The sequence below is a fragment of the Acinetobacter sp. B-6 genome (assembly GCF_056930735.1).
The window spans coordinates 33,128-56,597 of sequence record NZ_JBXPBY010000013.1 but is presented as its reverse complement, the minus strand read 5'-3'; the positions used below and the strand labels follow the sequence as shown (position 1 = coordinate 56,597).

Annotated in this window: 27 protein-coding genes; 17 read left to right on the top strand and 10 right to left on the bottom strand. The window is 38.4% G+C overall.

The features are described from left to right. Positions 1-53 precede the first annotated feature (53 nt). A complete protein-coding gene (locus AC1Z3T_RS15930; protein ID WP_167387367.1) occupies positions 54-218 on the top strand; it encodes a hypothetical protein in 165 nt (54 codons plus the stop codon). 151 nt (positions 219-369) lie between these two features. Continuing rightward, the gene (locus AC1Z3T_RS15925; protein WP_167387366.1) at positions 370-522 is read left to right on the top strand and encodes a hypothetical protein; all 153 of its coding nucleotides are present in this window, start codon (positions 370-372) and stop codon (positions 520-522) included. A gap of 18 nt (positions 523-540) precedes the next feature. Here the strand turns inward: AC1Z3T_RS15925 and AC1Z3T_RS15920 are convergent, their stop codons facing one another. From AC1Z3T_RS15920 to AC1Z3T_RS15900, 5 genes are all read right to left on the bottom strand, one after another. Then, the gene (locus AC1Z3T_RS15920) at positions 541-1,740 is read right to left on the bottom strand and encodes a BaiN/RdsA family NAD(P)/FAD-dependent oxidoreductase (protein ID WP_419320935.1); all 1,200 of its coding nucleotides are present in this window, start codon (positions 1,738-1,740) and stop codon (positions 541-543) included. Positions 1,741-1,814: 74 nt separating this feature from the next. Next, positions 1,815-2,684 (bottom strand): 1-aminocyclopropane-1-carboxylate deaminase/D-cysteine desulfhydrase, encoded by an 870-nt coding sequence (locus tag AC1Z3T_RS15915; RefSeq protein WP_100885911.1) that lies wholly within the window; start codon positions 2,682-2,684, stop codon positions 1,815-1,817. 115 nt (positions 2,685-2,799) lie between these two features. Continuing rightward, complete coding sequence (locus AC1Z3T_RS15910; protein ID WP_005033693.1) at positions 2,800-3,927, bottom strand: HlyD family secretion protein; 1,128 nt, start codon at positions 3,925-3,927, stop codon at positions 2,800-2,802. Positions 3,928-4,000: 73 nt separating this feature from the next. Next, positions 4,001-5,653, bottom strand: coding sequence for an MFS transporter (locus AC1Z3T_RS15905; protein ID WP_042086343.1), 1,653 nt, complete (start codon positions 5,651-5,653; stop codon positions 4,001-4,003). Between the two features lie 11 nt (positions 5,654-5,664). Then, positions 5,665-6,213: a TetR/AcrR family transcriptional regulator gene (locus AC1Z3T_RS15900; RefSeq protein WP_009585243.1), complete on the bottom strand. Its 549-nt coding sequence runs from the start codon at positions 6,211-6,213 to the stop codon at positions 5,665-5,667. 205 nt (positions 6,214-6,418) lie between these two features. On the opposite strand from AC1Z3T_RS15900, the gene AC1Z3T_RS15895 reads away from it, so the two are divergent. The 5 genes from AC1Z3T_RS15895 (at position 6,419) to AC1Z3T_RS15875 (ending at position 9,562) form a co-directional block, all read left to right on the top strand. Beyond that, positions 6,419-7,090, top strand: coding sequence for a D-Ala-D-Ala carboxypeptidase family metallohydrolase (locus AC1Z3T_RS15895; RefSeq protein ID WP_228153622.1), 672 nt, complete (start codon positions 6,419-6,421; stop codon positions 7,088-7,090). A gap of 70 nt (positions 7,091-7,160) precedes the next feature. Beyond that, a complete protein-coding gene (locus AC1Z3T_RS15890) occupies positions 7,161-7,799 on the top strand; it encodes a hypothetical protein (protein WP_100885909.1) in 639 nt (212 codons plus the stop codon). A 99-nt stretch (positions 7,800-7,898) separates the two neighbouring features. Then, the gene (locus AC1Z3T_RS15885) at positions 7,899-8,660 is read left to right on the top strand and encodes a class I SAM-dependent methyltransferase (RefSeq protein ID WP_100885908.1); all 762 of its coding nucleotides are present in this window, start codon (positions 7,899-7,901) and stop codon (positions 8,658-8,660) included. Between the two features lie 58 nt (positions 8,661-8,718). Then, positions 8,719-9,279 (top strand): hypothetical protein, encoded by a 561-nt coding sequence (locus tag AC1Z3T_RS15880; protein WP_100885907.1) that lies wholly within the window; start codon positions 8,719-8,721, stop codon positions 9,277-9,279. Positions 9,280-9,382: 103 nt separating this feature from the next. Beyond that, positions 9,383-9,562 (top strand): NF038215 family lipoprotein, encoded by a 180-nt coding sequence (locus AC1Z3T_RS15875; protein ID WP_100885906.1) that lies wholly within the window; start codon positions 9,383-9,385, stop codon positions 9,560-9,562. Between the two features lie 64 nt (positions 9,563-9,626). On the opposite strand, the gene AC1Z3T_RS15870 is transcribed toward AC1Z3T_RS15875, so the two are convergent. Beyond that, positions 9,627-11,246 carry an oleate hydratase gene (locus AC1Z3T_RS15870; RefSeq protein WP_100885905.1) on the bottom strand — a complete coding sequence of 540 codons (1,620 nt, stop codon included), beginning with the start codon at positions 11,244-11,246 and terminating at the stop codon, positions 9,627-9,629. 399 nt (positions 11,247-11,645) lie between these two features. On the opposite strand from AC1Z3T_RS15870, the gene AC1Z3T_RS15865 reads away from it, so the two are divergent. The 4 genes from AC1Z3T_RS15865 (at position 11,646) to AC1Z3T_RS15850 (ending at position 14,144) form a co-directional block, all read left to right on the top strand. Beyond that, on the top strand, positions 11,646-12,269 hold the full coding sequence (locus AC1Z3T_RS15865) for a LysE family translocator (RefSeq protein ID WP_004830107.1): 624 nt from the start codon (positions 11,646-11,648) through the stop codon (positions 12,267-12,269). 140 nt (positions 12,270-12,409) lie between these two features. Next, positions 12,410-13,081 (top strand): CsgG/HfaB family protein, encoded by a 672-nt coding sequence (locus tag AC1Z3T_RS15860; protein WP_100885904.1) that lies wholly within the window; start codon positions 12,410-12,412, stop codon positions 13,079-13,081. 14 nt (positions 13,082-13,095) lie between these two features. After that, positions 13,096-13,473, top strand: a complete 378-nt coding sequence (locus AC1Z3T_RS15855; RefSeq protein WP_004830102.1) for a DUF4810 domain-containing protein — start codon at positions 13,096-13,098, stop codon at positions 13,471-13,473. Then, positions 13,470-14,144 carry a DUF799 domain-containing protein gene (locus tag AC1Z3T_RS15850; RefSeq protein WP_004830101.1) on the top strand — a complete coding sequence of 225 codons (675 nt, stop codon included), beginning with the start codon at positions 13,470-13,472 and terminating at the stop codon, positions 14,142-14,144. Before AC1Z3T_RS15855 ends, AC1Z3T_RS15850 begins: the two co-directional genes overlap by 4 nt. 360 nt (positions 14,145-14,504) lie before the next feature. Here AC1Z3T_RS15850 and AC1Z3T_RS15845 read toward each other — a convergent pair whose 3' ends face one another. From AC1Z3T_RS15845 to AC1Z3T_RS15830, 4 genes are all read right to left on the bottom strand, one after another. Next, a complete protein-coding gene (locus AC1Z3T_RS15845) occupies positions 14,505-15,248 on the bottom strand; it encodes an amino acid ABC transporter ATP-binding protein (protein ID WP_004830099.1) in 744 nt (247 codons plus the stop codon). Between the two features lie 13 nt (positions 15,249-15,261). Further along, positions 15,262-15,939 (bottom strand): amino acid ABC transporter permease, encoded by a 678-nt coding sequence (locus AC1Z3T_RS15840; RefSeq protein WP_004830097.1) that lies wholly within the window; start codon positions 15,937-15,939, stop codon positions 15,262-15,264. Positions 15,940-15,941: 2 nt separating this feature from the next. Next, positions 15,942-16,784 carry an amino acid ABC transporter permease gene (locus tag AC1Z3T_RS15835; protein ID WP_004830094.1) on the bottom strand — a complete coding sequence of 281 codons (843 nt, stop codon included), beginning with the start codon at positions 16,782-16,784 and terminating at the stop codon, positions 15,942-15,944. 91 nt (positions 16,785-16,875) lie between these two features. Then, entirely contained in the window at positions 16,876-17,787 is a 912-nt protein-coding gene (locus AC1Z3T_RS15830; RefSeq protein ID WP_004830092.1) for an amino acid ABC transporter substrate-binding protein, read from the bottom strand. A gap of 525 nt (positions 17,788-18,312) precedes the next feature. Between AC1Z3T_RS15830 and AC1Z3T_RS15825 the strand changes: the two genes are divergently transcribed. The 6 genes from AC1Z3T_RS15825 to AC1Z3T_RS15800 all read left to right on the top strand — a co-directional run bounded on the left by AC1Z3T_RS15825 (position 18,313) and on the right by AC1Z3T_RS15800 (position 23,461). Then, positions 18,313-19,761 (top strand): RNA polymerase factor sigma-54, encoded by a 1,449-nt coding sequence (locus AC1Z3T_RS15825; protein ID WP_009585239.1) that lies wholly within the window; start codon positions 18,313-18,315, stop codon positions 19,759-19,761. A 180-nt stretch (positions 19,762-19,941) separates the two neighbouring features. After that, positions 19,942-20,283 (top strand): ribosome hibernation-promoting factor, HPF/YfiA family, encoded by a 342-nt coding sequence (gene hpf / locus AC1Z3T_RS15820; protein ID WP_483396775.1) that lies wholly within the window; start codon positions 19,942-19,944, stop codon positions 20,281-20,283. Between the two features lie 148 nt (positions 20,284-20,431). Next, on the top strand, positions 20,432-20,683 hold the full coding sequence (ibaG, locus tag AC1Z3T_RS15815) for a BolA family iron metabolism protein IbaG (protein WP_004830087.1): 252 nt from the start codon (positions 20,432-20,434) through the stop codon (positions 20,681-20,683). A gap of 6 nt (positions 20,684-20,689) precedes the next feature. Continuing rightward, positions 20,690-21,955: a UDP-N-acetylglucosamine 1-carboxyvinyltransferase gene (murA, locus tag AC1Z3T_RS15810; RefSeq protein ID WP_004830086.1), complete on the top strand. Its 1,266-nt coding sequence runs from the start codon at positions 20,690-20,692 to the stop codon at positions 21,953-21,955. Further along, positions 21,955-22,650, top strand: coding sequence for an ATP phosphoribosyltransferase (gene hisG, locus AC1Z3T_RS15805; RefSeq protein WP_004830084.1), 696 nt, complete (start codon positions 21,955-21,957; stop codon positions 22,648-22,650). The genes murA and hisG overlap by 1 nt, the downstream gene beginning before the upstream one ends. 148 nt (positions 22,651-22,798) lie before the next feature. Continuing rightward, positions 22,799-23,461: a DUF4272 domain-containing protein gene (locus tag AC1Z3T_RS15800; protein ID WP_058968647.1), complete on the top strand. Its 663-nt coding sequence runs from the start codon at positions 22,799-22,801 to the stop codon at positions 23,459-23,461. Positions 23,462-23,470 lie beyond the last annotated feature (9 nt).

Below are 23,470 nucleotides of genomic sequence, written 5' to 3'. Positions count from 1 at the left end.
GATTAAAGCTTGATCGATTTTTTATTCTAAGGTCAAAAATAAGGGAGATTGAGATGTCCAAGAAAAAGCCAAATAATTTTATTGCTCCAATTGTGATCGCAGGTATTACGGTTGGTTTTTTAGCAAGTGCATATAAATTTGTTTTTGCAAAACCGAAGAAGCAACAAGCGGATGATGTTGAAAAACAAGATGAATCTCAAAAAAAATCCCAACCGTGATTGATTAGGCATGTGTGAAGTTGTTTATATGATGTTTTTTCTTGAAAAGAGATAGACATTGGCTGATTTATTGTCTAAATTTAAGTCATTCATATGCAAGAAGTAAAACACCAATCGAGCTGAATAAAAGTCATTTTTAAAGGAAATAGAAATGAAAATAATCCATTTTGTACAAAAAATTCATCAGTCTTTATTTGTAAAAAAAGATCGCCCGAATCAGATGGATTTAGCCATTCAGCGTGTTACGCGGAAGCAGCAAAATCAAAATCAGCTCATTTTATTTAAAACTGATTATTTAGAATAAGTGGTTTCGTGCGCTTGTTTAGACATATTCAGATGCGGCATGTGCTGAAGCCCATGCCCATTGAAAATTAAACCCACCGAGATGCCCAGTGACATCTAGGATTTCACCAATAAAAAACAAACCTTTTTGCTTTTTACTTTCCATGGTTTTGGAAGAAACCTCAGTAGTATCTACCCCACCTAAAGTCACCTCAGCTGTTCGATAACCTTCTGTACCCGAAGGTTTGACCTCGAATTGATGTAATTGCTTGGCGATGTGCTCAAGCTTTTCATCACTGAGTTGTCCGATGGCTGTTTCTGCCCATGTTGACCAAACCAGATTTTGTAATTCAATCACCACACTTTTAGGTAAATGTTCAGCCAGTAATGTTCTCAGCAAAACTTTAGGCTGAGTTTGTTTTTTTGCCTTGAAGAAATCCAACAATCCGAGACTTGGTAAAAAATCGATATTAAAGGTCTGCCCTGCATTCCAGTAGTTGGACAGTTGTAATGAACTTGGACCACTTAAACCACGATGGGTAAACAATAAGGCTTCAGTAAAACTGTTGAGGTCGTTGGAAAGTGTTGCTTCAACCGCGTTACCACTCAGACGTGTGGTCACTTCTTTAAATTGATCTGAGAATGTAAAGGGGACTAAGCCAGCGCGTGTTGGAAAGATGTGATGACCAAACTGTTTAGCAATTTCATAGCCAATCCCTGAGCCTCCTAAAGTGGGTATAGATAAACCACCTGAAGCAACCACAACAGACTCAGCTTGAAAATAGCCTATATTGGTTGCAACCTGAAAATGATCTTCCGCACTACACGTTACCGCTTTGACTTCACAACTGGTTTTAATGTCGACCAAATGAGTTTTTTCACATTCCTTGAGTAGCATGGCTAAAATTTCTTTGGCGCCATTCAGGGTAAATAGTTGTCCGTGTTTACGTTCTTCATAGTCGATGCCATATTCGCAAACCAGACCAATAAAATCCCAATTGGTATAACGACTAAGGGCAGAAATAACAAAATGCGGATTATGTGAAATAAAATTGTCAGGTTCGACATAAAGGTTGGTGAAATTACACTTTCCACCACCAGACATGAGGATTTTTTTACCGACTTTATTGGCTTTCTCTACGACCAAGACTTTACGTCCACGTGCAGCAGCTTTAGCTGCAAGCATTAAACCTGAAGCACCTGCACCAAGGACTACCACATCGTATTGGTTCGAAGACATAACACACTCATGAAAATGACAAGCAGGGGATTATAGACAAATTTAGGCAATTTTTCAGAACAATTGTTAGTGTATTATATTGTGAGACGCCCTTGTAAACCGCCAGTATGAATCAACAGAATTCTGCTGTTTTCAACAAAATAGCCTTTAGAGATCAGATCAAATATCCCATAGAACATTTTACCTGTATAAATATGTTCCAATGGTAATTGATACTCTTGCTCAAAATTATGAATGAATCTGAGTAGTTCTGGTGTTGTTTTGGCATAACCACCACAACAATATGCATTGGTAAGTGACCAATTGGTTCGCTGGGTCCACTGTTGGATCTCTTGTTTAAGAAAATCTCCTTTTAAAGCTGAGAAGCCGAGAATATGCTGTTCAGGCGCGCTGCACTCAATAATGCCTGCAATTGTTCCGCCTGTACCGACAGCACAGCAAATCACATCATATTGAGTGCCGTCTTGAGGCTTTAAAATCTCCTGACAACCTTGTATTGCCAAAGCATTTGTACCGCCTTCAGGAATAATATAGGTATCGGGATACTCAACTTGGAGTTGCTGATTAAATTCAGGATATTGCTTTAGCTTGTAATTTTCACGTGAAACAAATTTAAAATCCATGCCCATTTGTTGAGCAAGCATGAGGGTGGGATTATATGTTTTACTGGCTAATTCCTCACCACGAATGATTCCAATACTTTTAAAACCAAATAATTGTGCTGCATAAGCTGTGGCGGCAATATGATTGGAGTATGCACCACCAAAAGTCAGAATTTTTTTAAAGCCAAGGCGTTGAGCTTCAACGAAATTATATTTAAGTTTAAAAAACTTATTGCCAGAAATATTTGGATGAATTTGATCAAGACGTCTGACGGTGAGTTGCACAGAACAAGCTAAGTTTAAGTGTTGGTCAGAAATTGTTTGGGCAATAGGATCAAACATCGTCATCTTAAGTACAGGAAAGTGTATTTACAGGCTAGTTTACTCAAATCTGCCCAGAGGAATAAAGAATTGAGTAAACATACTTGGTAAAACGCTATTTAGTTATCTCTATTGACTACGATCGTGTATCAACAGAAGTCACTACAGACATTCCTGGTCGTAAAAACTCTAGACCTTTTTGATTTGGATCAATCGCAATCCTGACTGAAATACGCTGTACAACTTTGGTGAAGTTTCCAGTGGTATTGTCGGGTTTCAATACGCTAAATTCAGCACCGGCAGCAGGCGAAATTTGTTCAACGTGACCAGTAAATTTTTGATGCTTCATTGCATCCACCGTAAAGCTTGCCTTCTGTCCAATACGCATATCCGCGATTTGAGTTTCTTTAAAGTTGGCAATCACCCATGTCTGTTGTGGAATCAGATACATTAACTGTGTTCCTGCTGAAACATATTGTCCGACACGAGGTGTAACTTCACCTAACTGCCCATCCATTGGCGCTGAAATTACACTATAGTCTTTAGTCGTTACGGCTTGGTCAAATTGTGCTTTAGCATTGGTCACTTGTGCTTTGAGCCCTGATTCAGCAACTTGTGCTGTTTTTAAGGCTTCTTGAGCGACTAAAACGTTTGCCTCAGCCTGCTTTAATAATGCCAAATTGTTTTTTACATCTGCTGCGGCTTTGTCCTGTTCGGTTTTAGAGGTCGCACCACTGTTGCCTAATTGTTGATAACGACGAAGTTGTGCTGTAGATAACTCATAGCTTGCTTTGGCTTGTTCCACTTTGGCTTGCGCCGCCACAATATCAGCTTTGCGCTGTTCAATCGCTTGGCTTTGATTGGCTAAAGTTGTATTGGCTTGGTCAACACCTGCTTCAGCCTGAGTAACTTTTTGATCATAAGTGGTGGTATCAATATGCATCAATGCCTGACCTTTTTTAACGTGATCGAAGTCAGTGACCAAGACATCTTTGATATAACCATTAATTTGCGAAGATAGAACAGTCGTTTTACCCTTGATATAGCTGTTATCAGTTGACTCTATTGCACTGTCAAATGGACCAATTTTCCAAGCACGCATAATTACCGCGATCCCGACCAATAACACCAAAAACATAATCAATAAGGTTCTTTTGGCGGTAGGAATTAATTTACTGGATGGTGGTGGCGTTACAGCTGCTGCGGATGCCTGCTGTGCAGGTGCTGGCGTTGCTGGTTCAGTTGGTTTTTGATCTTGTGACATAAGAGTTCTCAAATATTTTAATGCATAGAATGACGTCATGGGGTATTGAGTTGATAAAAATCATGAGCGTTGTCTAACTGCTATTGAGGGCTTGTTGCTGTTTTTTGAGTTGGTAACGTGTCCAAGTAATATTAAAACTACTCCAAATCAACAGTAAAATGGCAAATATTCCATTTAATGCAATCACATCATTATACGCGCGTACCTGAGCTTCACGTGTCACAATCTGGTTAAGGTTACGATAAGCTTGATTCTGTTCTAACGCTTGATCAATTGTATATTTATTGGCAGATTGCTGATACAAAGCAAGACGCTGTACAACTAAAGGGTCTGTTGGCGATAAATCACTGACGATTTCTGCACGATAATTTTGTGTACGCAATTGTTGATAGGTTGAAAAGAACGAATTTCCAATTAAGCCACCAAAACTTTGTGTTGCTGAGAATAGCACCACAAAAGTAACCATATGCGTTGGACCTTTTTGTAAGACACTGATAAATCCTGTCAATAATAAAGGACCAATAAACATACCACTGGCAAAACCCACGATAAACTGACTACGATAGAAGTTTTCTGGTCGCACATCACTGGTGAGGTGATAATCCAAAGCACAAGCGATCAGGACCAAAATCACAGCACCGACCAGATGCCATGAAATTCGTTCACGTTTAAAGGTCAATGCACTAAAAATAGTCCCCGAAGCAATTCCTAAAAAAATCACGCTATATAGTGTAACGAACTGATCTGGACCCATGCCCATGGTCTTTAAGAAATTCACAGCAGCATAGCTTTGCTCTGACATCAGTAAACGAATTGCCAACGCACCAAAAACAAATTTTAATGTGCTCGCTGAACCCAGCCAACGGGTAATAATCAATGGATTAACCCGGTAATGTTCATAGGTTAGCCCAATAATAATTAGGCTAAATCCTGCAATGAGAGCATAACCCAACCATTTAACTTCAAACCACCAAAGAATAGGACCTTGGCTAAGTACGATACAGAGTAGGGCAAATCCTGGGGCTAATAGGGCAAAGGTCAAAAAATCTTGCTTTTCAAATACTTCAATTCTTAAACTACGCGGTAGTTTTAAAGAGACCACCATCGCCAAACAACAGATCGCCAAACCCAGCTCAAAGGTATATAACACCACCCAGTCATTGACATCGACCAGTGATGGAGAAATGATCCAAGCCAGTGGAATGCCCAACTGTTGGAAGCCCAGTGCGAGATAGATTCCACGTCCGAAATTTTCCCGTCGAAAGGCTTGCATAATGTAGTACATACCCAGTGAGCTGAGTGGGGCTGCAACCAGACCACTGATGACACGAACAAACAGTGCCATTTCAAACGTATGAACAAAAATATGTAAAACCAAAACGCAGATAAACAAGACCAATCCGATTTCGGAAAAAAGCCGTAGACCATATTGTTGTCTTGCTTTAAACAAAATCATGTTGGAACTGATATTTGCCATGACATAAGCCGCAGGAATCCATGCAGCTTCTGACGGAGTGAGCGAATATTCACCTTGAATCAGGGGGAGGTTTGCGGTAATAAATCCATTACTTAAACTTCCTGAAATTGCCACAAATAAGCCAATAAAAAAATAAATCAGTTTTTTATAAGTTGGATGTGCAATAACAGCAGGCGAACCGGGTAAGGTTGGACGTTCTTCAGGCGTCCAATCGGGTGCAGGTTCAAGTATACGTGGTGATTTATCCATAGCAGTCCCAATTACGCCTTGATACCATCAATCAGCAAATCAACAGCTCTTGTGGCAAGTTGCACTTGTTCCTCATCAGTGAGACCTTGAAATGAAGCACGCAAAATTCCTGTAATCAGTGCATAGTCTTTTGGGGTGAGATCAGGACGGCAAATTTGATGTGCAATTGCTTGGTCAATCAACGGTTGTAAAATCGCATCTCGCCGTTGGTAGATATCCACCATCACTGGATCATTACGATCTATCACACGCCAATATTCCATTAAGGCGGTCAGATAAGGTAAATTCTCAACATGATTACGAATCAAACGAATCAGACCGTCTGGATATTCGGAAAAACTTTTTGCCCGTTCATCTAATCGAGTCAGAGCTTGTTCCATTAACGCAACCACCAGTTCTCGACGATCTTGAAAGTTACGATAGAAAGTGGCTCTGCCTACTCCAGCCTGATCAATCACTAACTGTAGAGGCGCACGTATCCCTTGTTTGCGGAAAATTGTGAGAGCAGCATCGAGTAAATCCTCACGATTTTGTGCTGCCTGTTGTTGGCGTTTACGCATAGCGATAGAGAGAGTTAATTTTATAGTGATATTTAACGGACATTTTTGTCCGTTGTAAATCATTATCTGTGTGATTTTTTGTAAAGTGAGCGCTTATTGTGGATGGGATTGGTTAGAATATCTTTGTGATTCAAATCATAACGAGCCAAAAACCAAGTTTTTATTTATTTATTTTTTAAAATAAAACAATACGTGTGCTGTCATTGTGAAAAATTCTAAATTAATATTCATCATTATGGGCTGTATCAGTTGGGTGACTTTGAATGGCTGTACACCATCTGAAAAAAATGCTGAACATTCATCGTCTTCAAAAAAAACATCAGAACAACAAATTGAACAACAATTCAAAGTTTGGAAGGCTCAACAAGACCCTCATTTATTGGCAGATTATCATCAATTTATATCGCAGTATCTAAAACATCCGCCAAGCTTAATGGAACTTACCACGACTCGAAACTATATGCCTGAACAATGCTATCCCAAACGTTTTGCTGTTCCTCCCAAAGCTTATTGGAAAAACGTGGTGAGTAGTTTACAACTGGTGGAAAAGTTAAATCGTAATGGATATTTTAAAACCTATACCATCACAGCGATCTATCGTGCACCTGAATTAAATAAGTGTGTTGGCGGTGCAGGGAAGAGCAAGCATTTAAGTAATTATGCGGTAGATTTTCACGTATTGTCTCCTAAAGAAACGGTTGAAAAAGATCGCGAATTATTGATTAAAAAAATGTGTCATTTTTGGAAAGTGGAAGGCAAAAATTATAAAATGGGGCTAGGGGTGTATGGGAATAACCGCTACCATATTGATACCCAAGGCTATCGAACTTGGGGGAAAGACTATAAATCGAAAAGTTCAGAATGTTTAAAAAATTAGAATAGTATTTTAAAATCAAGCATCATGAATGTGTTTATATTTAAAAATGCTTGAACTTTAGGAAAGTGATATGTCAAGAATAATAAAGAATAGTTTATTTGTAATCAGTGTCTTAACCAGTGGTTCGATTTTTGCACAGAGTAATGCCGCTGTCGAAGTAGATACTGAACAAGATCAGATTTTGGGACATGCAGGAAAGGTAAAAATTAAAGCAGAATCATGTGCTAAGGACAATTATATCTGTGATTATGTACTGTATGATGCTAAAGGCAAGCGCGAGGTATTACTAGAACAATGGAGTAAAACCGCACATGTTTATCAGTTTAATCCTAACTTAATGGGTTTTCTGATGGGAGCAACGGGTGGTGATCATAATCTTATGGTGGTGAATGATAAAAACCAGCAAAAAGATTATGGTAGTTTTCTTGCTATGAATGCCTCACAGAGCTGTTTTGTCACCTATGAATCAAATTTAAAAAATATGCCAAATTCCTTGGTTTTTTATAGTGTTCCTGATTTTCGAGTCCGTTTAGTGCTCAACAATAAAGTGCCTCAATTCAAACAATTCAGTTATCCAACCACTGCAAATTTTAATGATAATGGGGATTTTTCTTTTAATTATAATATTAAAATTGAAGGTGAAATGGGCGTGCAAGATGTCATTATTCAAAACCCATGTCAGTCCGATTATCGGGTCATTATGAGTTAGGGTTAATAAAATAAAGTTATTAATTTTATTAAAAAGCATCATTTTTATTTTTGAATCAAGTTGACTATTGTAGATTTATTCAACCAAAAGGAATCTATTATGGTCACTCAACATCAAGTCAATCAAAAACAATATCAAACTAAATCAGAAGCTTATTTGAATAGCGTCGTACACGCTCAAGGGGATGAGTTTGCAAAAATGCAAAACTTAATCCAACAGCATGACTTTAAGCGGGTCTTGGATTTAGGTTGTGGTGGTGGGCATGTGAGCTATCAAGTTGCACCCATTGTAGAGCAAGTAATTGCTTATGATATTACCCCCGAAATGGTCAATCTTGTGACCAAGCAATCGCAACAAAAGGGATTTGATCATGTGGTTGGACAGGTTGGTGCAGCAGAACAATTGGATTTTCCTGCAGAGCATTTCGATTGTGTGATTAGTCGTTATTCTGCACATCATTGGCAAAATATCACGCAGGCACTCCATGAAATTTACCGAGTATTGCGTGTGAATGGTAAAGTGATCATGTTTGATATTATTGGTAACTCCAATCCTGTCTTAGATACCTTTATTCAAACCATTGAAATGATTCGAGATCCAAGCCATGTCCGAAACTATAATTTATCTGAATGGATGGCTTTTGTGGAACAGGCAGGCTTTAAAGTCGAAATCATTGAGAAACAAAGTTTAGCGTTAAATTTTCGTAGTTGGGTAGAGCGGATGCAAACACCTGAAGATGGCATCAGCACGATTCGCTATTTGCAATCTACAATATCAGATCATGTACGCAAATATTACCAAATTCAGAAGGATGGCACATTCACCAGTGAAGCGGTATATTTGGTATTGAGTAAAATTTGATTTATACACCATGTCAAAAATAACAATGAAAAGATGTTTAATCATAATATTGAGCCTGATGTTTTACACAGTAAATAGTCATGCTGAAACATTTAAACGTACTGTGGCAAACATTGGGCAGTTTTCTGTTATTCAAGAATCATGTGATGAGAATGCCAATAAGCATTGTGATTTTGTGCTGTATGAAGGTGATGATTACAGACTACCTTTGGTTGTGGATTGGGAACGAGGTTTAAATTTTGAACATCAGACCAACGATTTTTTGCATTTAAGTTATGGGTATATCTTCAATCTTCATCATAGTTTGTTTATCTCCAAAGATGGTGTAGTTCAAGCCTTGGATGATGTTGTTGCGGTAGATGAAAAGTCGGGGTGTATTGCTCGATTTGAGTTCAAAGATGCACCTACAATTATTTTTCAGAAAATGTTTCGCTCGACAGCACTCAATAAAATACAATTAAAACCTAATGAATATCCCCAAGCCGAATCTGTATGGGTGGATGCTTCGCAGTACTTTAGTGATATGAAATTTGATAAACAAGGACGTTTTAATTATCGTTATGCCAATAAAAATGCTGATGAAATCACTGCTTACTTGAAACACCCTTGTAAAGAATAAAGTTTTAGACCAATAGAAAACATTTGAAATAAAAAAAAACTGTATTTTTAATCAAAACTGTTATGCTCAAAGGATAAATAAAACAAAAAGTAGAGGAGATGCTATGAAAAAGCTATCCATGGGTTTGGGTGCAATATTGGTGGTGTTTTTAGTTGGATGTGAAAAAAAACCTCCTACACCGACCAAGACTGAAGTTCGCTCCATTCATATTGCAGGAATGCCAGTATATGAAAAAGATTACCGCTTAACTGCTCGCGATACATCAACCGAAATACAACCATAGAAGCGTATTTTGAAAATATTCAACCCACAGATCAAAGTTGATCTATGGGTTGAATTAAATTGACTTAATGAAAGACTGTTTCTAATGCTTTTAATCCGACTTTAGGATCAAGTAAACCATTATAAATATCGGGAATTTCACGTTCTACGCCAAAAAATGCATAAATTGCGAGCATTGCACCACGAACTGAATATTCAACAGTAAAAACAACATCATCTTCAATTTCAACGAATTGTCCCAAGAAGGCAAAGTTTTTAGAACCTTGAGGAATCACTTGAGGGCGATCACCAGACTTGCGACAAGCAAATAATGCTGATGCATAAGGCATCATTGCTGTTGTTACTGTGGTATTCGCTAATACATGTTCGAGAATATCATCAAAACCAAGTTGTTTAATCAGCTCAATAAGGATCTCATTGCCTGTGGCTTGGGACATTGGCTTTTTGATGTAATCTCCATTTTGATCAATTTGGAAACCATAACCCCAAAGTGTAAATGTGCCTTGAGGTAAATCAGCAAAATGTGGTTGGGCTGGGACAACAATCGATAAATGCCAACCAGACTCAAACCAAGTCATTAATGCACCTGTGCCAGGTTGATTACCGGTATATTCAATAATCCGATTTAACAGCACATCATCATGCATGGTGAGGGTGAAAGATTCCCATTTATGTTCATCGATGTTGCCATAAAAAGTCATTGGACGACCAAAGTCAGGCGCTTTTTTTGCCAAGGTTTCCCACAATGTCCAGCCATGATCAAGACGATCACGAATAAGTGCTGGCACATCATCATTCCCACCATAACGGGAATCAGCTGTAATCGAACCTAAAGTAAATATAGCCAGATCATTTTCTTTTAAATCGATTTGCTCAGCACCTTCAGGGAGGTTGATATATAAGCGTGTCGCTCGTCGTTCTGAGGTTTTCTCATCGGTTTGGAAATCAGCATCAGTTACATAATGTCCAAAACGAACATCGACGCCTTGCTCTACCAGCCAGCGTTGTAATGGTAAAATCATTGAGTCATATTGGTTATATTTGGTTCTTTTTACGCCTGCGAGCGTATGAATACGGGGCAGTTCTTGAATAAAGCGTAGAAAATAGCGACGCAGTTCTGCTGCACTGTGCCATTTCTGGAAAGCGAATGTTGTACGCCACATACGCCAGAAATTTGTTTCAAAGAAGGTTTCATCAAAGAACTCATCTATACGACGACTGCCAATTTTTTCTTCTTTTGATGCCAATAAACGTAACATTTGTGCACGATGTAAGGTATTTAAACCCAGTTTAGATGCATCAGAAATAACATGTTGTGCATTGATCAAGCGAGCTTGGGCATGAGTTTTAATCTGCTCATTGAATTCACGACACTCTTCACGAACAGAAATATCAGGATTTTCTAAAGACGGAATACTGGAAAACAAATCCCATAGACATAAATAAGTTTCATCAGTAAGCATACGTCCACCGCGAGTGACCCATGCTTGAGATGTATTGGGTGTGTGTGCACCATCCATAGATCCACCAGATACATCCAGTTCTTCTAGGATATGAATATTTTGAGCAGGAACCTTGGCATCACGGATCGCAAATGCAGCTGCTGCCATACCTGCGATACCACCGCCAACAATCCAAAGATGTGCTTGTTTAGCATCTAAATGATTAGGTTTATAGTTGTTCATTTTTACCCCTGAATATGAAATTTTGATGATGTATAAATTAAAACCATAGTTTTATTATGGGTTTTTATAGCTTAAAAAAGAGTGAAAAGGAAAGTTATTTTTTGTGATCAAAATCTTCAGTTTTATGGATTTTCAGAATATTTCAACGCGATCTATTAATTTTTTGATATGATACAAGTTATTGAAAAATAATTTTTTATTGAGCTTTTGCTCTAAAATGAATCAAAGCTATTGTATTTGAGAATAATTCACAACTGTATAGAATAAAGTGGCTGAATTCGATATGGTTTTAAACTATAGAAAAACTTCATAGTGAAATAATCAATTTTTTTGTATCTTCAAAAAACGCTTGTGGCTTAAAATAAGCTTCTTTAAATACTCTTTGTGACGAGGTAACTCTTGGAATCGTTATTGATTTTAGGCTCTATTGCGCTAGCGTTAATGTTGGGTGCAATTAGTCCTGGTCCTACATTTGTGTATGTCGCTAAAAATTCAATTGCGATTTCTCGTAAACACGGATTATTTACAGCATTGGGTACAGGAACTGGTGCAGCATTATTTGGCTTTCTTGCAGTGATGGGCTTACAAGCCATATTACTGGCAGTGCCATCTGCCTATTTAGTTTTAAAACTCTGTGGTGGGCTGTATTTACTTTGGCTGGCTTATAAAATTATAAAACATGCCAAAGATCCAATGGAACAAGCATCTGGCTCTTCGTTTAGTATGAGCTATCAACAAGCTTATCGCTTGGGTTTGATCACACAGTTGAGTAATCCTAAAATTGCCATTATTTTGGCGAGTATTTTTACCGCACTTTTACCTAAAGAAATTCCAACCTATTATTATTTTGTTTTACCCATTTTGTGTTTCTTTATCGATGTTGGGTGGTACTCCTTGGTTGCTGTTGCATTGTCAGCAGAAAGACCACGCCGTGTATATTTAAAATTTAAGAAAGTATTTGACCGAGCTGCTGGCGGTGTGATGACTGTACTGGGGCTAAAGTTGATTTTTGGATTGAAATAATCAAGTGATTATTCTATAAAAACAGCGCCTGTTATTGAAGTTCTTTTATTTTGTTAATTAAATTAAATAGTTAATTTAGTATTTGCTTGTTATAATTGGCTTGAAAATTATAATGGCTTTGACCATAGAGAGATGTAATCTTGAAAAAAATATTATTTATTGCTGCCCTAAATGGGTTAGTTCTGAGTGCTTGTTCAACCACTGAAACTTCAAAAACGATTCAAGCACCGCAAGTGACTGCTGCGACGACAACGATGAAATATAGAGGCGTTAAAACACCCATCTCGATTGGTAAGTTTGATAATCGCTCAAGCTATATGCGCGGCATTTTTTCTGACAATGTTGATCGCTTAGGTGGTCAAGCAAAAACAATTTTAGAAACGCATTTACAGCAAACAGGATACTTCTCTGTACTGAATCGAGATAATCTTTCTGAATTACAACAAGAAGCTGGATTTGGTAAGGCTGCTCAGTCGATTAAAGGTGCTCGTTTTGTTTTGACTGGAGATGTTTCTGAGTTTGGTCGTAAAGAAGTGGGTGATCATCAATTATTTGGTTTACTTGGTCGTGGCAAGACACAAATTGCGTATGCAAAAGTCAATATCAATGTGGTGGATGTAAAAACTGCAGAAGTTGTACATTCTGTGCAGGGTGCAGGTGAATATGCGCTGAGTGAACGAGAAGTTTTAGGTTTTGGTTCAACCGCATCATATGATTCAACACTCAATGGTAAGGTTTTAGATTTGGCCGTTCGTGAAGCTGTCAATAATCTTGTGAATGATATCCAAACCAACAAGTGGTCAACACAATAGGTTTGAATCAACCCATGAAAATTGTTTTATTCTTGATCAGTTGCTTGGCGACCTTAAGTTTAGTCGGCTGCGCTTCTGGACCAAAGTCTCTATATCGTTGGGGAGGATTTCCTCAACAAACTTACCTGATGTTGAGCGTTCCTGAAAAAACTTCACCTCAGCAGCAAATTTTGCTGCTTGAGAAAGATATTGAAAAAGCAAAAGCCAAAAACGAAGCAGTACCGCCTGGTTTATATGCACATTTGGGTTTATTAAACTTAAATATCAATAATGCTCCACGTGCAATTGAGTATTTTGAATTGGAGCGTCAAGTTTACCCTGAGTCCACAGTATTGATGGATCGTTTACTTAAGAAAATGACCACTCGATCTGTTGAGGTTAAGACGCCATGAAGAAAATGAAACAATTGCTGATTTTGAGCTGTTTCGCGATGCTTTTTACTGGCTGCGCAGTGGCACCCAAAAACAACCGAGATTTGGCTGCATATCATGCGCATCAACCTAAGTCGATTTTGGTACTACCACCCATTAATAACTCGCCTGATACGCGTGCAACTTATGGATATTGGTCAACGGTGGCACTTCCGGTTGCTGAGGCGGGTTATTATGTGTTCCCCATTTCTGTGGTTGATACCATGTTTAAAGAGAATGGGGTCACCAATGGATTTGATGCGCAAGCAATTGCTCCTCAAAAGTTAAAAGAGATTTTTGGGGCTGATGCTGCACTTTATATCAAAGTCAACGAATATGGTTCTAAGTATCAGGTGATTCAATCTGTTTCGACAGTTGCTGTAGAAGCAAAATTGGTGGACCTCGCATCTGGAACTTTACTTTGGCAAGGTGAGGAGCGACTTCAGCAATCCAATGATAATAGCAACGCAGGTTTACTAGGGGCTTTAGTGGGCGCTGTGGTGGATCAGATTTCTAATCACTTATCTGATAAAGCTTATGCCTTATCTGGTGTTGTGAGTTCGCAGTTGTATTCCCCTAATTTAAGCCAACAAAAAGGCTTGTTATACGGACCAAGATCGCCCAACTTTACTCAAAATACAGTAAAACCTTGATAATTTAACCTGAGTTCGATAAAAATTCTTGATGAAATATGATACTCGGAAACGTCATCCGCAGTTGTTTGAGGCAGAACTACTTTTATAAAGTATTGTTTCTGCGACTGATTGAATGTGTTGCTGGTGGTTGACGAGTTTTGCGGATGACAGTGGTTTTGCCTACTTTTCCCGAAAGAAAAGTAGGGCGAGCCGCAGGCTGATCCTGAAATTGGGTGAAAACTCAGCAAGACTCCGCCGAGACTTATTGTTTTTCAATAAGTTGAAGATGTGGTTGCATCAAACTCACGTTAATTTATTGTTCTTGTTAAAAAAACAAAACCCCAATTTTAATTGGGGTTTTGTTTTAAAGCCTAAATATCAATGTACCATTGAAATCTTGTCTAAGAAGAACTTGGTTCTTTCATGACGCTCATCTGGTTTATTAAAGAAGTCATCGGTTGCACAGTCTTCTAAAATTTTACCTTGATCCATGAAAATCACTCGGCTTGACACTTTACGCGCAAAGCCCATCTCATGAGTTACGCACATCATGGTCATCCCTTCTTTTGCCAGCTGACTCATAACTTCAAGAACTTCGCCAACCATTTCTGGATCAAGTGCAGAAGTCGGTTCGTCAAATAACATACATACTGGATCCATACACAAACCTCGGGCAATCGCAACACGTTGTTGCTGACCACCTGACAGTTGTCCAGGAAACTTGTTCTTATGTGCTGCTAAACCGACACGATCTAAATATTGTAAGGCTTTTTTCTCAGCTTCAGATTTAGAACGTTTCAATACTTTGATTTGCCCAATGACTAAATTGTCTAAAACGGTCATATGCGGAAACAATTCAAAGTGTTGGAATACCATACCAACACGAGAGCGAAACTGTGCCAGATCAGTTTTTGAATCTTTGAGCGCTGTTCCATCAACAATAATATTGCCTTCTTGGAAAGGTTCTAATGCATTGACTGTCTTAATCAGTGTGGATTTTCCAGAACCAGATGGTCCACAAACGACCACAACTTCACCTTTTTCAATGGATGTGGTGCAATCTGTGAGAACCTGAAAATCTCCATACCATTTTGAGATATGTTGTATTTCTATCATTGGCATATTGATTCTCCAATTATCGAATTATTGCTATTTTTTGATGTAAACGCTTCACAAGTCTTGAAAGCGCAAAGGAGATACAGAAGTAAACAACTGCTACAATCAGGTAGAAGGTTGCTTTGGTTTCAGCACCATACGTATTTGCTAAAGTATTTGCATTGCCTAGGAAGTCTGGCGCACTGATCACATACACCAAAGAGACGTCTTGGAAAAGTACGATAGATTGAGTCAATATAACAGGTAACATATTTCTAAATGCTTGAGGCAGTACGACATTGGACATGGTTTGTCCATAAGTGAATCCTAAGGCATAACCTGCATTGACTTGACCTTTTGAGACAGACTGAATACCTGAACGAACAATTTCTGAAAAGAATGCAGCTTCAAAAATTGCAAAGGTGACGACACTGGAAAAGAGTGGTCCATAATAGGTATCAGATTGAAACTCAAAAAACTTTGGCAATAAAAAATAGAAAATGAAAATGACTTGAATCAGTGGAACACCACGGAAAAAGTCAACATATGCTTTAGCAAAATTACTGGCGACTTTATTGTCGGATAAACGCATCATGGCTAAAGGCGTGCCAATCAGAATCCCGCCAATAATAGATAAAATCGTCACAGTAACGGTAAACTTAAACCCTGCAATCAGTGTTTGAATCACATCGTGATTTTGTAAAATACTAAAATCCATGACTATTTACCTCCTGAACCAAGACCAGGAACAGCCATTCTTTTTTCAATCCACGCCATAATAAGCTTAATGGTGTAGGTAATGACCAAATAGACTGGTGTTGAAAGAATAAGAATCACAATATCTTGTGATGTTTCTTCTCGCATCGTTTTGGTATAAGCAAAGAAATTTAAAACACTGAGTGCATAAAGCACGGCAGAGTTTTTGAAAATGTTCATTGCTTCGGAAGTGAGTGTCGGCCATACAATTCGATATGCAACAGGAAGAATGACATAGCGATAGCTTTGGCTTTGGGTCAGACCAATTGCAAAAGCTGCATTTTTTTGACCTCTGGAAACGGTATTGATCCCTGAGCGGACTTGTTCTGCGATGCGTGCTGCTGTGTACAATCCTAATGCAAAAACCCCAACTGCGGCTGGATTGTCATTGAGAATATTTTGCCACCATCCACCGTGTACCATTTCACCACTGCCTGTGCTGAGGCTGAGTGGGAGTAGTTCTGGAAAAACGAATGCCCAGAAAAAGAGTTGGACAATCAGTGGAATATTTCGAAACAGTTCGACATAACATGTGCCAATAAATGCAAGTGGCTTGTTGGGAATCGTACGCAAGATTCCGATTAACGAACCCAGCAGGAAAGCGATAAAAAATGCAAGTACCGCAGTCCAAACCATGGTCCAGACACCTGAACCTAAGAGTTGTAACCATGTTGGTGCATCAGCAACAGGAGAGTAACTTTCACCACCTATAGCTTTACAGACGGATTCAGCCCATGCAGCCTTATCCAAACTATATTCATTTGAGGGGAGACAATATGCTGTCCAGTTAAGTGAGCCTACTGACATGTGTGCTCCTTTGTATTTTTAATTTTGTAAAAAACTTATAGACCAGACCTTGATTTAAGCCTGATCTATAAACTGTGATTTGAGCACGGAATTAATTAATGCCAGCGTCTGTAGGATTGGCTTTAAGTTTTAAGTAGGATGAACTCATTGGCATATTTAAGTTCACATTCTTTGGTGCAATTGGAGATTGGAACCACTTTTTATATAAAGCTGCCATTTGACCATTTTTCCACATTGTAGTGACCGTCTTATCCGCAATGGCTTTATATGCTGCATCACCTTTAGGAAGCATAATGCCGTAAGGCTCAGAAGAAAGCACTGGACCTACGATTTTAAAGTCTTTCGGATTTGAAGATTTCGCAATGAGACCTGCAAGAATATTGTCATCCATAACAAATGCTGCTGCACGTCCTGATGCCACCATTGCGAATGAATCAGAATGATCTTTACCGTAAACGTTGTTTACGTTGACCTTTTCACCTTTTTCACCCATTTTGATGTATTTATCAGATGTAGTTCCTTGTGTTGTCACTACAGCTTTACCATTTAAATCTGCTATTGATTTAATTGGTGCATTTGCTTTGACTGCCATGCGTACTTCTGTCGCATAGTAGTTGGTAGAGAAGCTTACTTGTTGTTGGCGTTGAATAGAGTTGGTGGTTGTCCCACACTCCATATCAATATTGCCTGCCAGCATTTCTGGAATACGTGTAGATGAAGTAACAGCCTTATATTCCACTTTAAGGTTAGGCATTTTAAGGGTTTTTTTAAGTTCGTTGGCAAAGTTGTTACAGATATCAACCGCATAACCCATTGGTTTACCACCAACAACATAGGAAATTGGATCTGAAGACTCACGATAACCAATGATGACTTTTCCTGATTGCTTGATTTTTGCCAAAGTATCAGCAGCTTGAACTTGTGAAAAAGCGCCACCAGCCATAAGTACGCCAAGCGCAGTGGTGAATACTTTTTTTGATAGTGCTTTTGTAGATTGTGTCATTTTGAGTTCTCCATTACATGATTATTTTGGCATTACAATAGTGCTTGTCCTTAAATTAAGCAGTTATCGTGCCAATGCTTTTCCTTGAAAGAATGATCCATCATATTTCTTTATATCATTATTTTTATACTCACTATTCCAATAAGTAAAGGATAAAAATAATAAATTTAGCAAAACTAGAAATGTGATTGGTATCACAAAGCGAAACCTATTTTATTTAAATATTTTGAAATAAATAGCCCTAAGCTCATTTATTTTTGCTTATAGTTTTTTAAACTATATTTAGATATTTGATGGCTATTTCACCAGTACTAATATGTGACTATTCGATAAGTCATTCATAGAAATAATACATTTTTAAAATTTAACTTTAACTTATAAATAATAAATATTTTTATGTGATTTATTCATTTTTTTTGCTAGTCGTCCCATGGTTACTGTGGTATAAAAAATCAATAGGCATGAATTTTGCTTTATTTACTAAAGCAAAACAAAGTGAAATAAAGCACTGTGGGAAGTATAGATATGAAGTTATCGGTTGGATTAAAAGTTGCAAACTCGTTGTCGCTTACGCCACAACTGCAACAAGCCATTCGATTACTACAATTATCGAGCTTAGAACTTGAACAGGAAATTCAAATTCAACTGGACAGTAATCCTTTGCTTGAAAAAGTTGAAGAAGAAACACATGAAAGTTTGGAAAGTGCACAACAAGAACAACAAGAGTATGAACTTTCAGATGCTTTAAATGCCAATCATTTGCCTGACGAGTTACCTGTTGATACCGATTGGGATGATGTATATACCCATCAATCTACTGCAATTGAGCGTCCAGAGTTTGAAGACCGTGAAGACAATCGCCATTCCAATGCATCATTAAAAGAGCATATGCTGGGACAAGTGAATTTGTTGCATTTTTCCCCAGTCGATAGGTTAATTGCGTATTGCATTGTGGATGCCTTGGATGAAAAAGGTTTTTTGGAGGCGGATATCGATGAAATCGTCAGTTCTGTTCAACATTTGCTACAACAAATGGACTATGACATTGAAGTAGAAGAAGACGAGGTTTTGGTTGTCTTAAAGCATATTCAACGGCTTGAACCGATAGGTATTGGAGCACGAAATCTTGCAGAATGTCTTTTTGTGCAAATCGAGGCTCTCCCTATAACGACTTTGTTTAGGAAAGAAGCCTTGATGTTATTAAAACATTATGAGCTTTTGGTCAGTAATGATCTCAATAAATTGATTAAGCAAACGGGATTAAATGCTGAATCATTGAAATCAGCAATTGAATTGCTCAAAACCATGAAGCCATATCCTGGGGCAGAGTTTGAGCAAAAAGAATCAGATTACCAAATTCCTGATGTAGTGGTTTCCAAAAAGAATAATCACTGGCATGTTCAGCTGAATCCAGATGTTTTGCCTAAGTTGAGAATCAACTCTTTTTATTCAGGCATGATCAAACGTGCAGATCAAAGTGATGAGAATCAGTATTTACGTAATCAAATGCTGGAAGCTAAAAACTTTATCAAAAGTGTCGATGAGCGCCATAAAACATTATTAAAAGTCGCCAGTTGTATCGTACAGCATCAACGTGAATTCTTAGAAATTGGCGCAGAAGGTATGAAGCCTTTGGTGTTGAGAGATGTGGCTGAAGAAGTTGAATTACACGAATCAACAGTGTCGCGAGTCACCACGAATAAGTTTTTACTCACACCATTGGGTTTGTTTGAGTTGAAATATTTCTTTTCAAGCCATGTAGGAACGACTTCGGGTGGTGAAGCATCATCAACAGCAATTCGTGCCAAAATTAAAAAACTGGTGGCGGATGAAAATCCTCGTAAACCATTGTCTGATAATACGATTGCTAATTTGTTAAAAGAGGATGGAATCGATGTTGCACGACGTACGGTCGCAAAATATCGCGAATCGTTACATATTCCATCGTCATCAGACAGAAAGGTCTTGATCTAGTTTTTAAAGTGTGGCTATTCTAATGACTCATTATGACGAAATAATGAATCGCTTGTTTGTCTTTTGGAGTAACTTAAATGATTGCATGATATTAAGCACAGTTTTTTCCTTGGTGAATTCTGTCATGAAATCGTTTTGGTTATGACTTTCATATTCCTATAAAAGGAGAGGGATAAAGCTATGCAAATTACAATTCGTGGACATCATTTAACCATTACACCTGCAATAGAAGAAAATATTCGAGATAGATTCGCGCAGATGATAAAGCATATCGATCAAGTGAACAGTATGCAGGTGAAATTAAGTAAAGATCATCAATTAGATAAAAGATCAAAAAAAGGCAGTGCAAATCATATCGCAGAAGCGATTGTTCGTTTGCCCGGAATCGAGCTTTTTGCGCAAGCAACTGCGGATGATATGTATAATGCCATTACTAAGCTGACCGATAAATTAAAAAGACAATTAGATAAGCATCGTAAAATGCAGCTGGATTATCAGCCGATGAATATTTTAGCGACTTAAACTTCAATATTTTTAAACATTTTAGAAAGAGGTTGAAAATACCTCTTTTTTTTATCTATATTTTTTGTACCAGCTAATGAATTATTTTAGTGAGTTATAGTAAAATAGCCAGTTTTTACACTGTTAGTCCTAATAAGAGGTCGATGCAATGAATAGTGAACAGCTCACTGAAATCTTAAAAGCAGCTTTTCCTGATGCTGAAGTTGCTGTCAGTGGACAAGCAGGTAAATTTGATCTCCGTATTGTCGATGATCAGTTTGAAGGGAAACGTCCTGTTCCTCGTCAACAAGCTGTTTATGCACCACTTAACAGTTATATTGCTAGTGGTGAAGTACATGCGGTCACTATTCGTGCGATGACTAAAGAAGAATGGCGCAAAGCCAGTATGTTTGGAGCTTAAGCGTCAATGGATAAATTTGTCATTCAAGGCGGTGTAAAACTCGAAGGCGAAGTACGCATTTCGGGTGCAAAAAATGCGGCATTACCTTTGTTGGCTGCAATGATTCTTGCAGACACACCAATTACTTTAAGAAATGTCCCAAATTTAAAAGATGTCCGTACCTTGGTTAAATTGATTGGTGGTCTTGGCGTCACCATGAGTTACGAGGGAGAAACCGTGATTGCGGACACCTCTACTCTGGATAATCAATTTGCACCTTATGAATTGGTAAAAACCATGCGTGCATCAATTTTGGTGCTTGGACCATTATTAGCGCGCTATGGTAGTGCAAAAGTCTCACTTCCGGGTGGTTGTGCGATTGGCTCACGCCCTGTAGACCAGCATTTAAAAGCGTTGGAAGCTTTAGGTGCGCAAATTGAGGTCGAAGCGGGTTATGTACATGCCAAAGTCGATGGACGTTTGAAAGGTGGTGAAGTCATCTTTGATATGGTGACGGTCGGTGGAACTGAAAATATTTTAACCGCAGCTGTTTTGGCTGATGGGGTCACGACGATTCGTAATGCTGCACGCGAACCTGAAATTACAGATTTAGCGCAAATGCTGATCAAAATGGGCGCAAAAATCGAAGGTTTGGATACAGACACCTTGGTGGTTACAGGTGTTGAAAGCCTACACGGTTGCGAGTATTCAGTGGTTGCTGATCGTATTGAAACTGGTTCATATTTGGCTGCTGCGGCAATCACTGGCGGTAAAGTAAAAACCACCCATACTGATCCAAATTTGCTTGAATCTGTTTTAGATAAATTTGAAGAAATGGGTGCGGAAGTCACCCGTGGTGAAGACTGGATTGAGCTTGATATGATGGGCAAACGTCCAAAAGCAGTCAGTTTCCGTACTTTACCTCATCCAGAGTTTCCAACAGACATGCAAGCACAGATCATGGCTGTAAATGCAATTGGTCGTGGCTTCGCAACAATTTCTGAAACGATTTTTGAAAATCGTTTTATGCATGTTCCTGAATTGGCGCGGATGGGTGCAAATATTCAGGTTGAAGGTAATGATGCTATTGTGACAGGTGTAGAAAAACTATCTGCTGCACCTGTAATGGCAACTGACCTGCGTGCTTCATTTTCTTTAGTTTTGGCTGCTTTGGCAGCTGAAGGCGAAACCATTGTTGATCGCATTTATCATATTGACCGTGGTTATGAGAATATCGAAGCAAAATTACAAGGTTTAGGTGCCCAAATTAAGCGAGTGAGCGAGACAAGTTAATGAGCGATATGAGAAACGATGATCCAAATTTTGACGTTATGGGCAATTTTGATCATGGTTTGACTTTGGCATTGAGTAAAGGACGTATTCTCAAAGAGACGCTTCCTTTACTTGAAACTGCGGGAATTAACTTACTGGAAGACCCAGATAAATCGCGTAAGTTAATCTTCCCAACCACACATAAACAAGTTCGTATTTTAATTTTACGTGCTTCTGATGTGCCAACTTATGTTGAAAATGGCGCAGCAGATATTGGTGTCGCAGGTAAAGATGTGCTAATGGAACATGGCGCTCAAAATGTCTATGAACCATTAGATTTAAAAATTGCCAATTGTAAGTTAATGACTGCAGGTAAAGTGGGCATGGTACGTCCTAAAGGACGTTTAAAGATTGCCACAAAATATGTCAATTTAACTCGTCAATACTATGCAAGCCTAGGTGAGCAAGTCGATGTAATTAAACTTTATGGTTCAATGGAGTTGGCGCCTTTGGTGGGTTTAGGGGATTACATTGTAGACGTGGTTGATACAGGAAATACTTTGCGTGCCAATGGTTTAGAACCTTTGGAAGAAATTTGCAAAGTGTCTTCACGTTTGATTGTGAATAAAGCAAGCTTTAAGCGTAAGCAAACTTTATTAAATCCGATACTTGCACAGCTTGAAAAAGCAGTGGAAGAGCGTGAGCAGCAAAAGTAATATCCTCAGGTCAATGTATAATCAAAAACACCACTCAAACTAGAGTGGTGTTTTTTTATAATCAAAATCAAATTTTTAACAAATCATGGCATAAACCTAAATACGGTTTATGATAAAACATCATAGTCATTCATATATAAAAGCTCAGATGAAAACGCCTCAACAACGTAAAAATCAATCTATACAGATCCTTAAGCAAAATTCAATTCCCTATATTGATCACTTACCTGTGATCGAATCTGTGGAAGAAGCGCAAATGCGTACAGCTGAAGAGATTGCAAAACGAGCGATTGCTTGTTTATGGGTCATTCAGGTGGCTTGTGATCTAAACAACGATCAATACGATGATGAAACGCAGGAATTTGTATTTGATATTTTAAAAAAAATGCAAGTTTTAGCGGAATTGACCGAAAAAGAGCAGGCGATTTTAAAGCGTGATGTATCTGAACAAGACGTTGTTAATATGGTTTGGAAATACGAAGCTTATTGGGTCTTGTTATGGGCTTTAGGTCTCGTGGATGAGCTCACTTATCCTGACCATATTATTGATTGTGATTTTGCGATTCAAGCGGTGACCTCCTGTGAAACATTTGATGCTTTTATGAGCAAAGTGAAATTACGTGAGATTGAGGAAATTTTAGATCAGGCAGATTTAATTTATCGTTATGATTGGGCTTGTGTGGATGCGCGTTTAAAACAACAGCAAGCACCTGCAAATCTAAACTCATCGGTTGTTGTTGAAAGACACGGTGCATTGAATTGGTTAATTCAGGCAGATAGTGACTGGGATTATCCAGATGTGAGTACTTAAATCAGATTT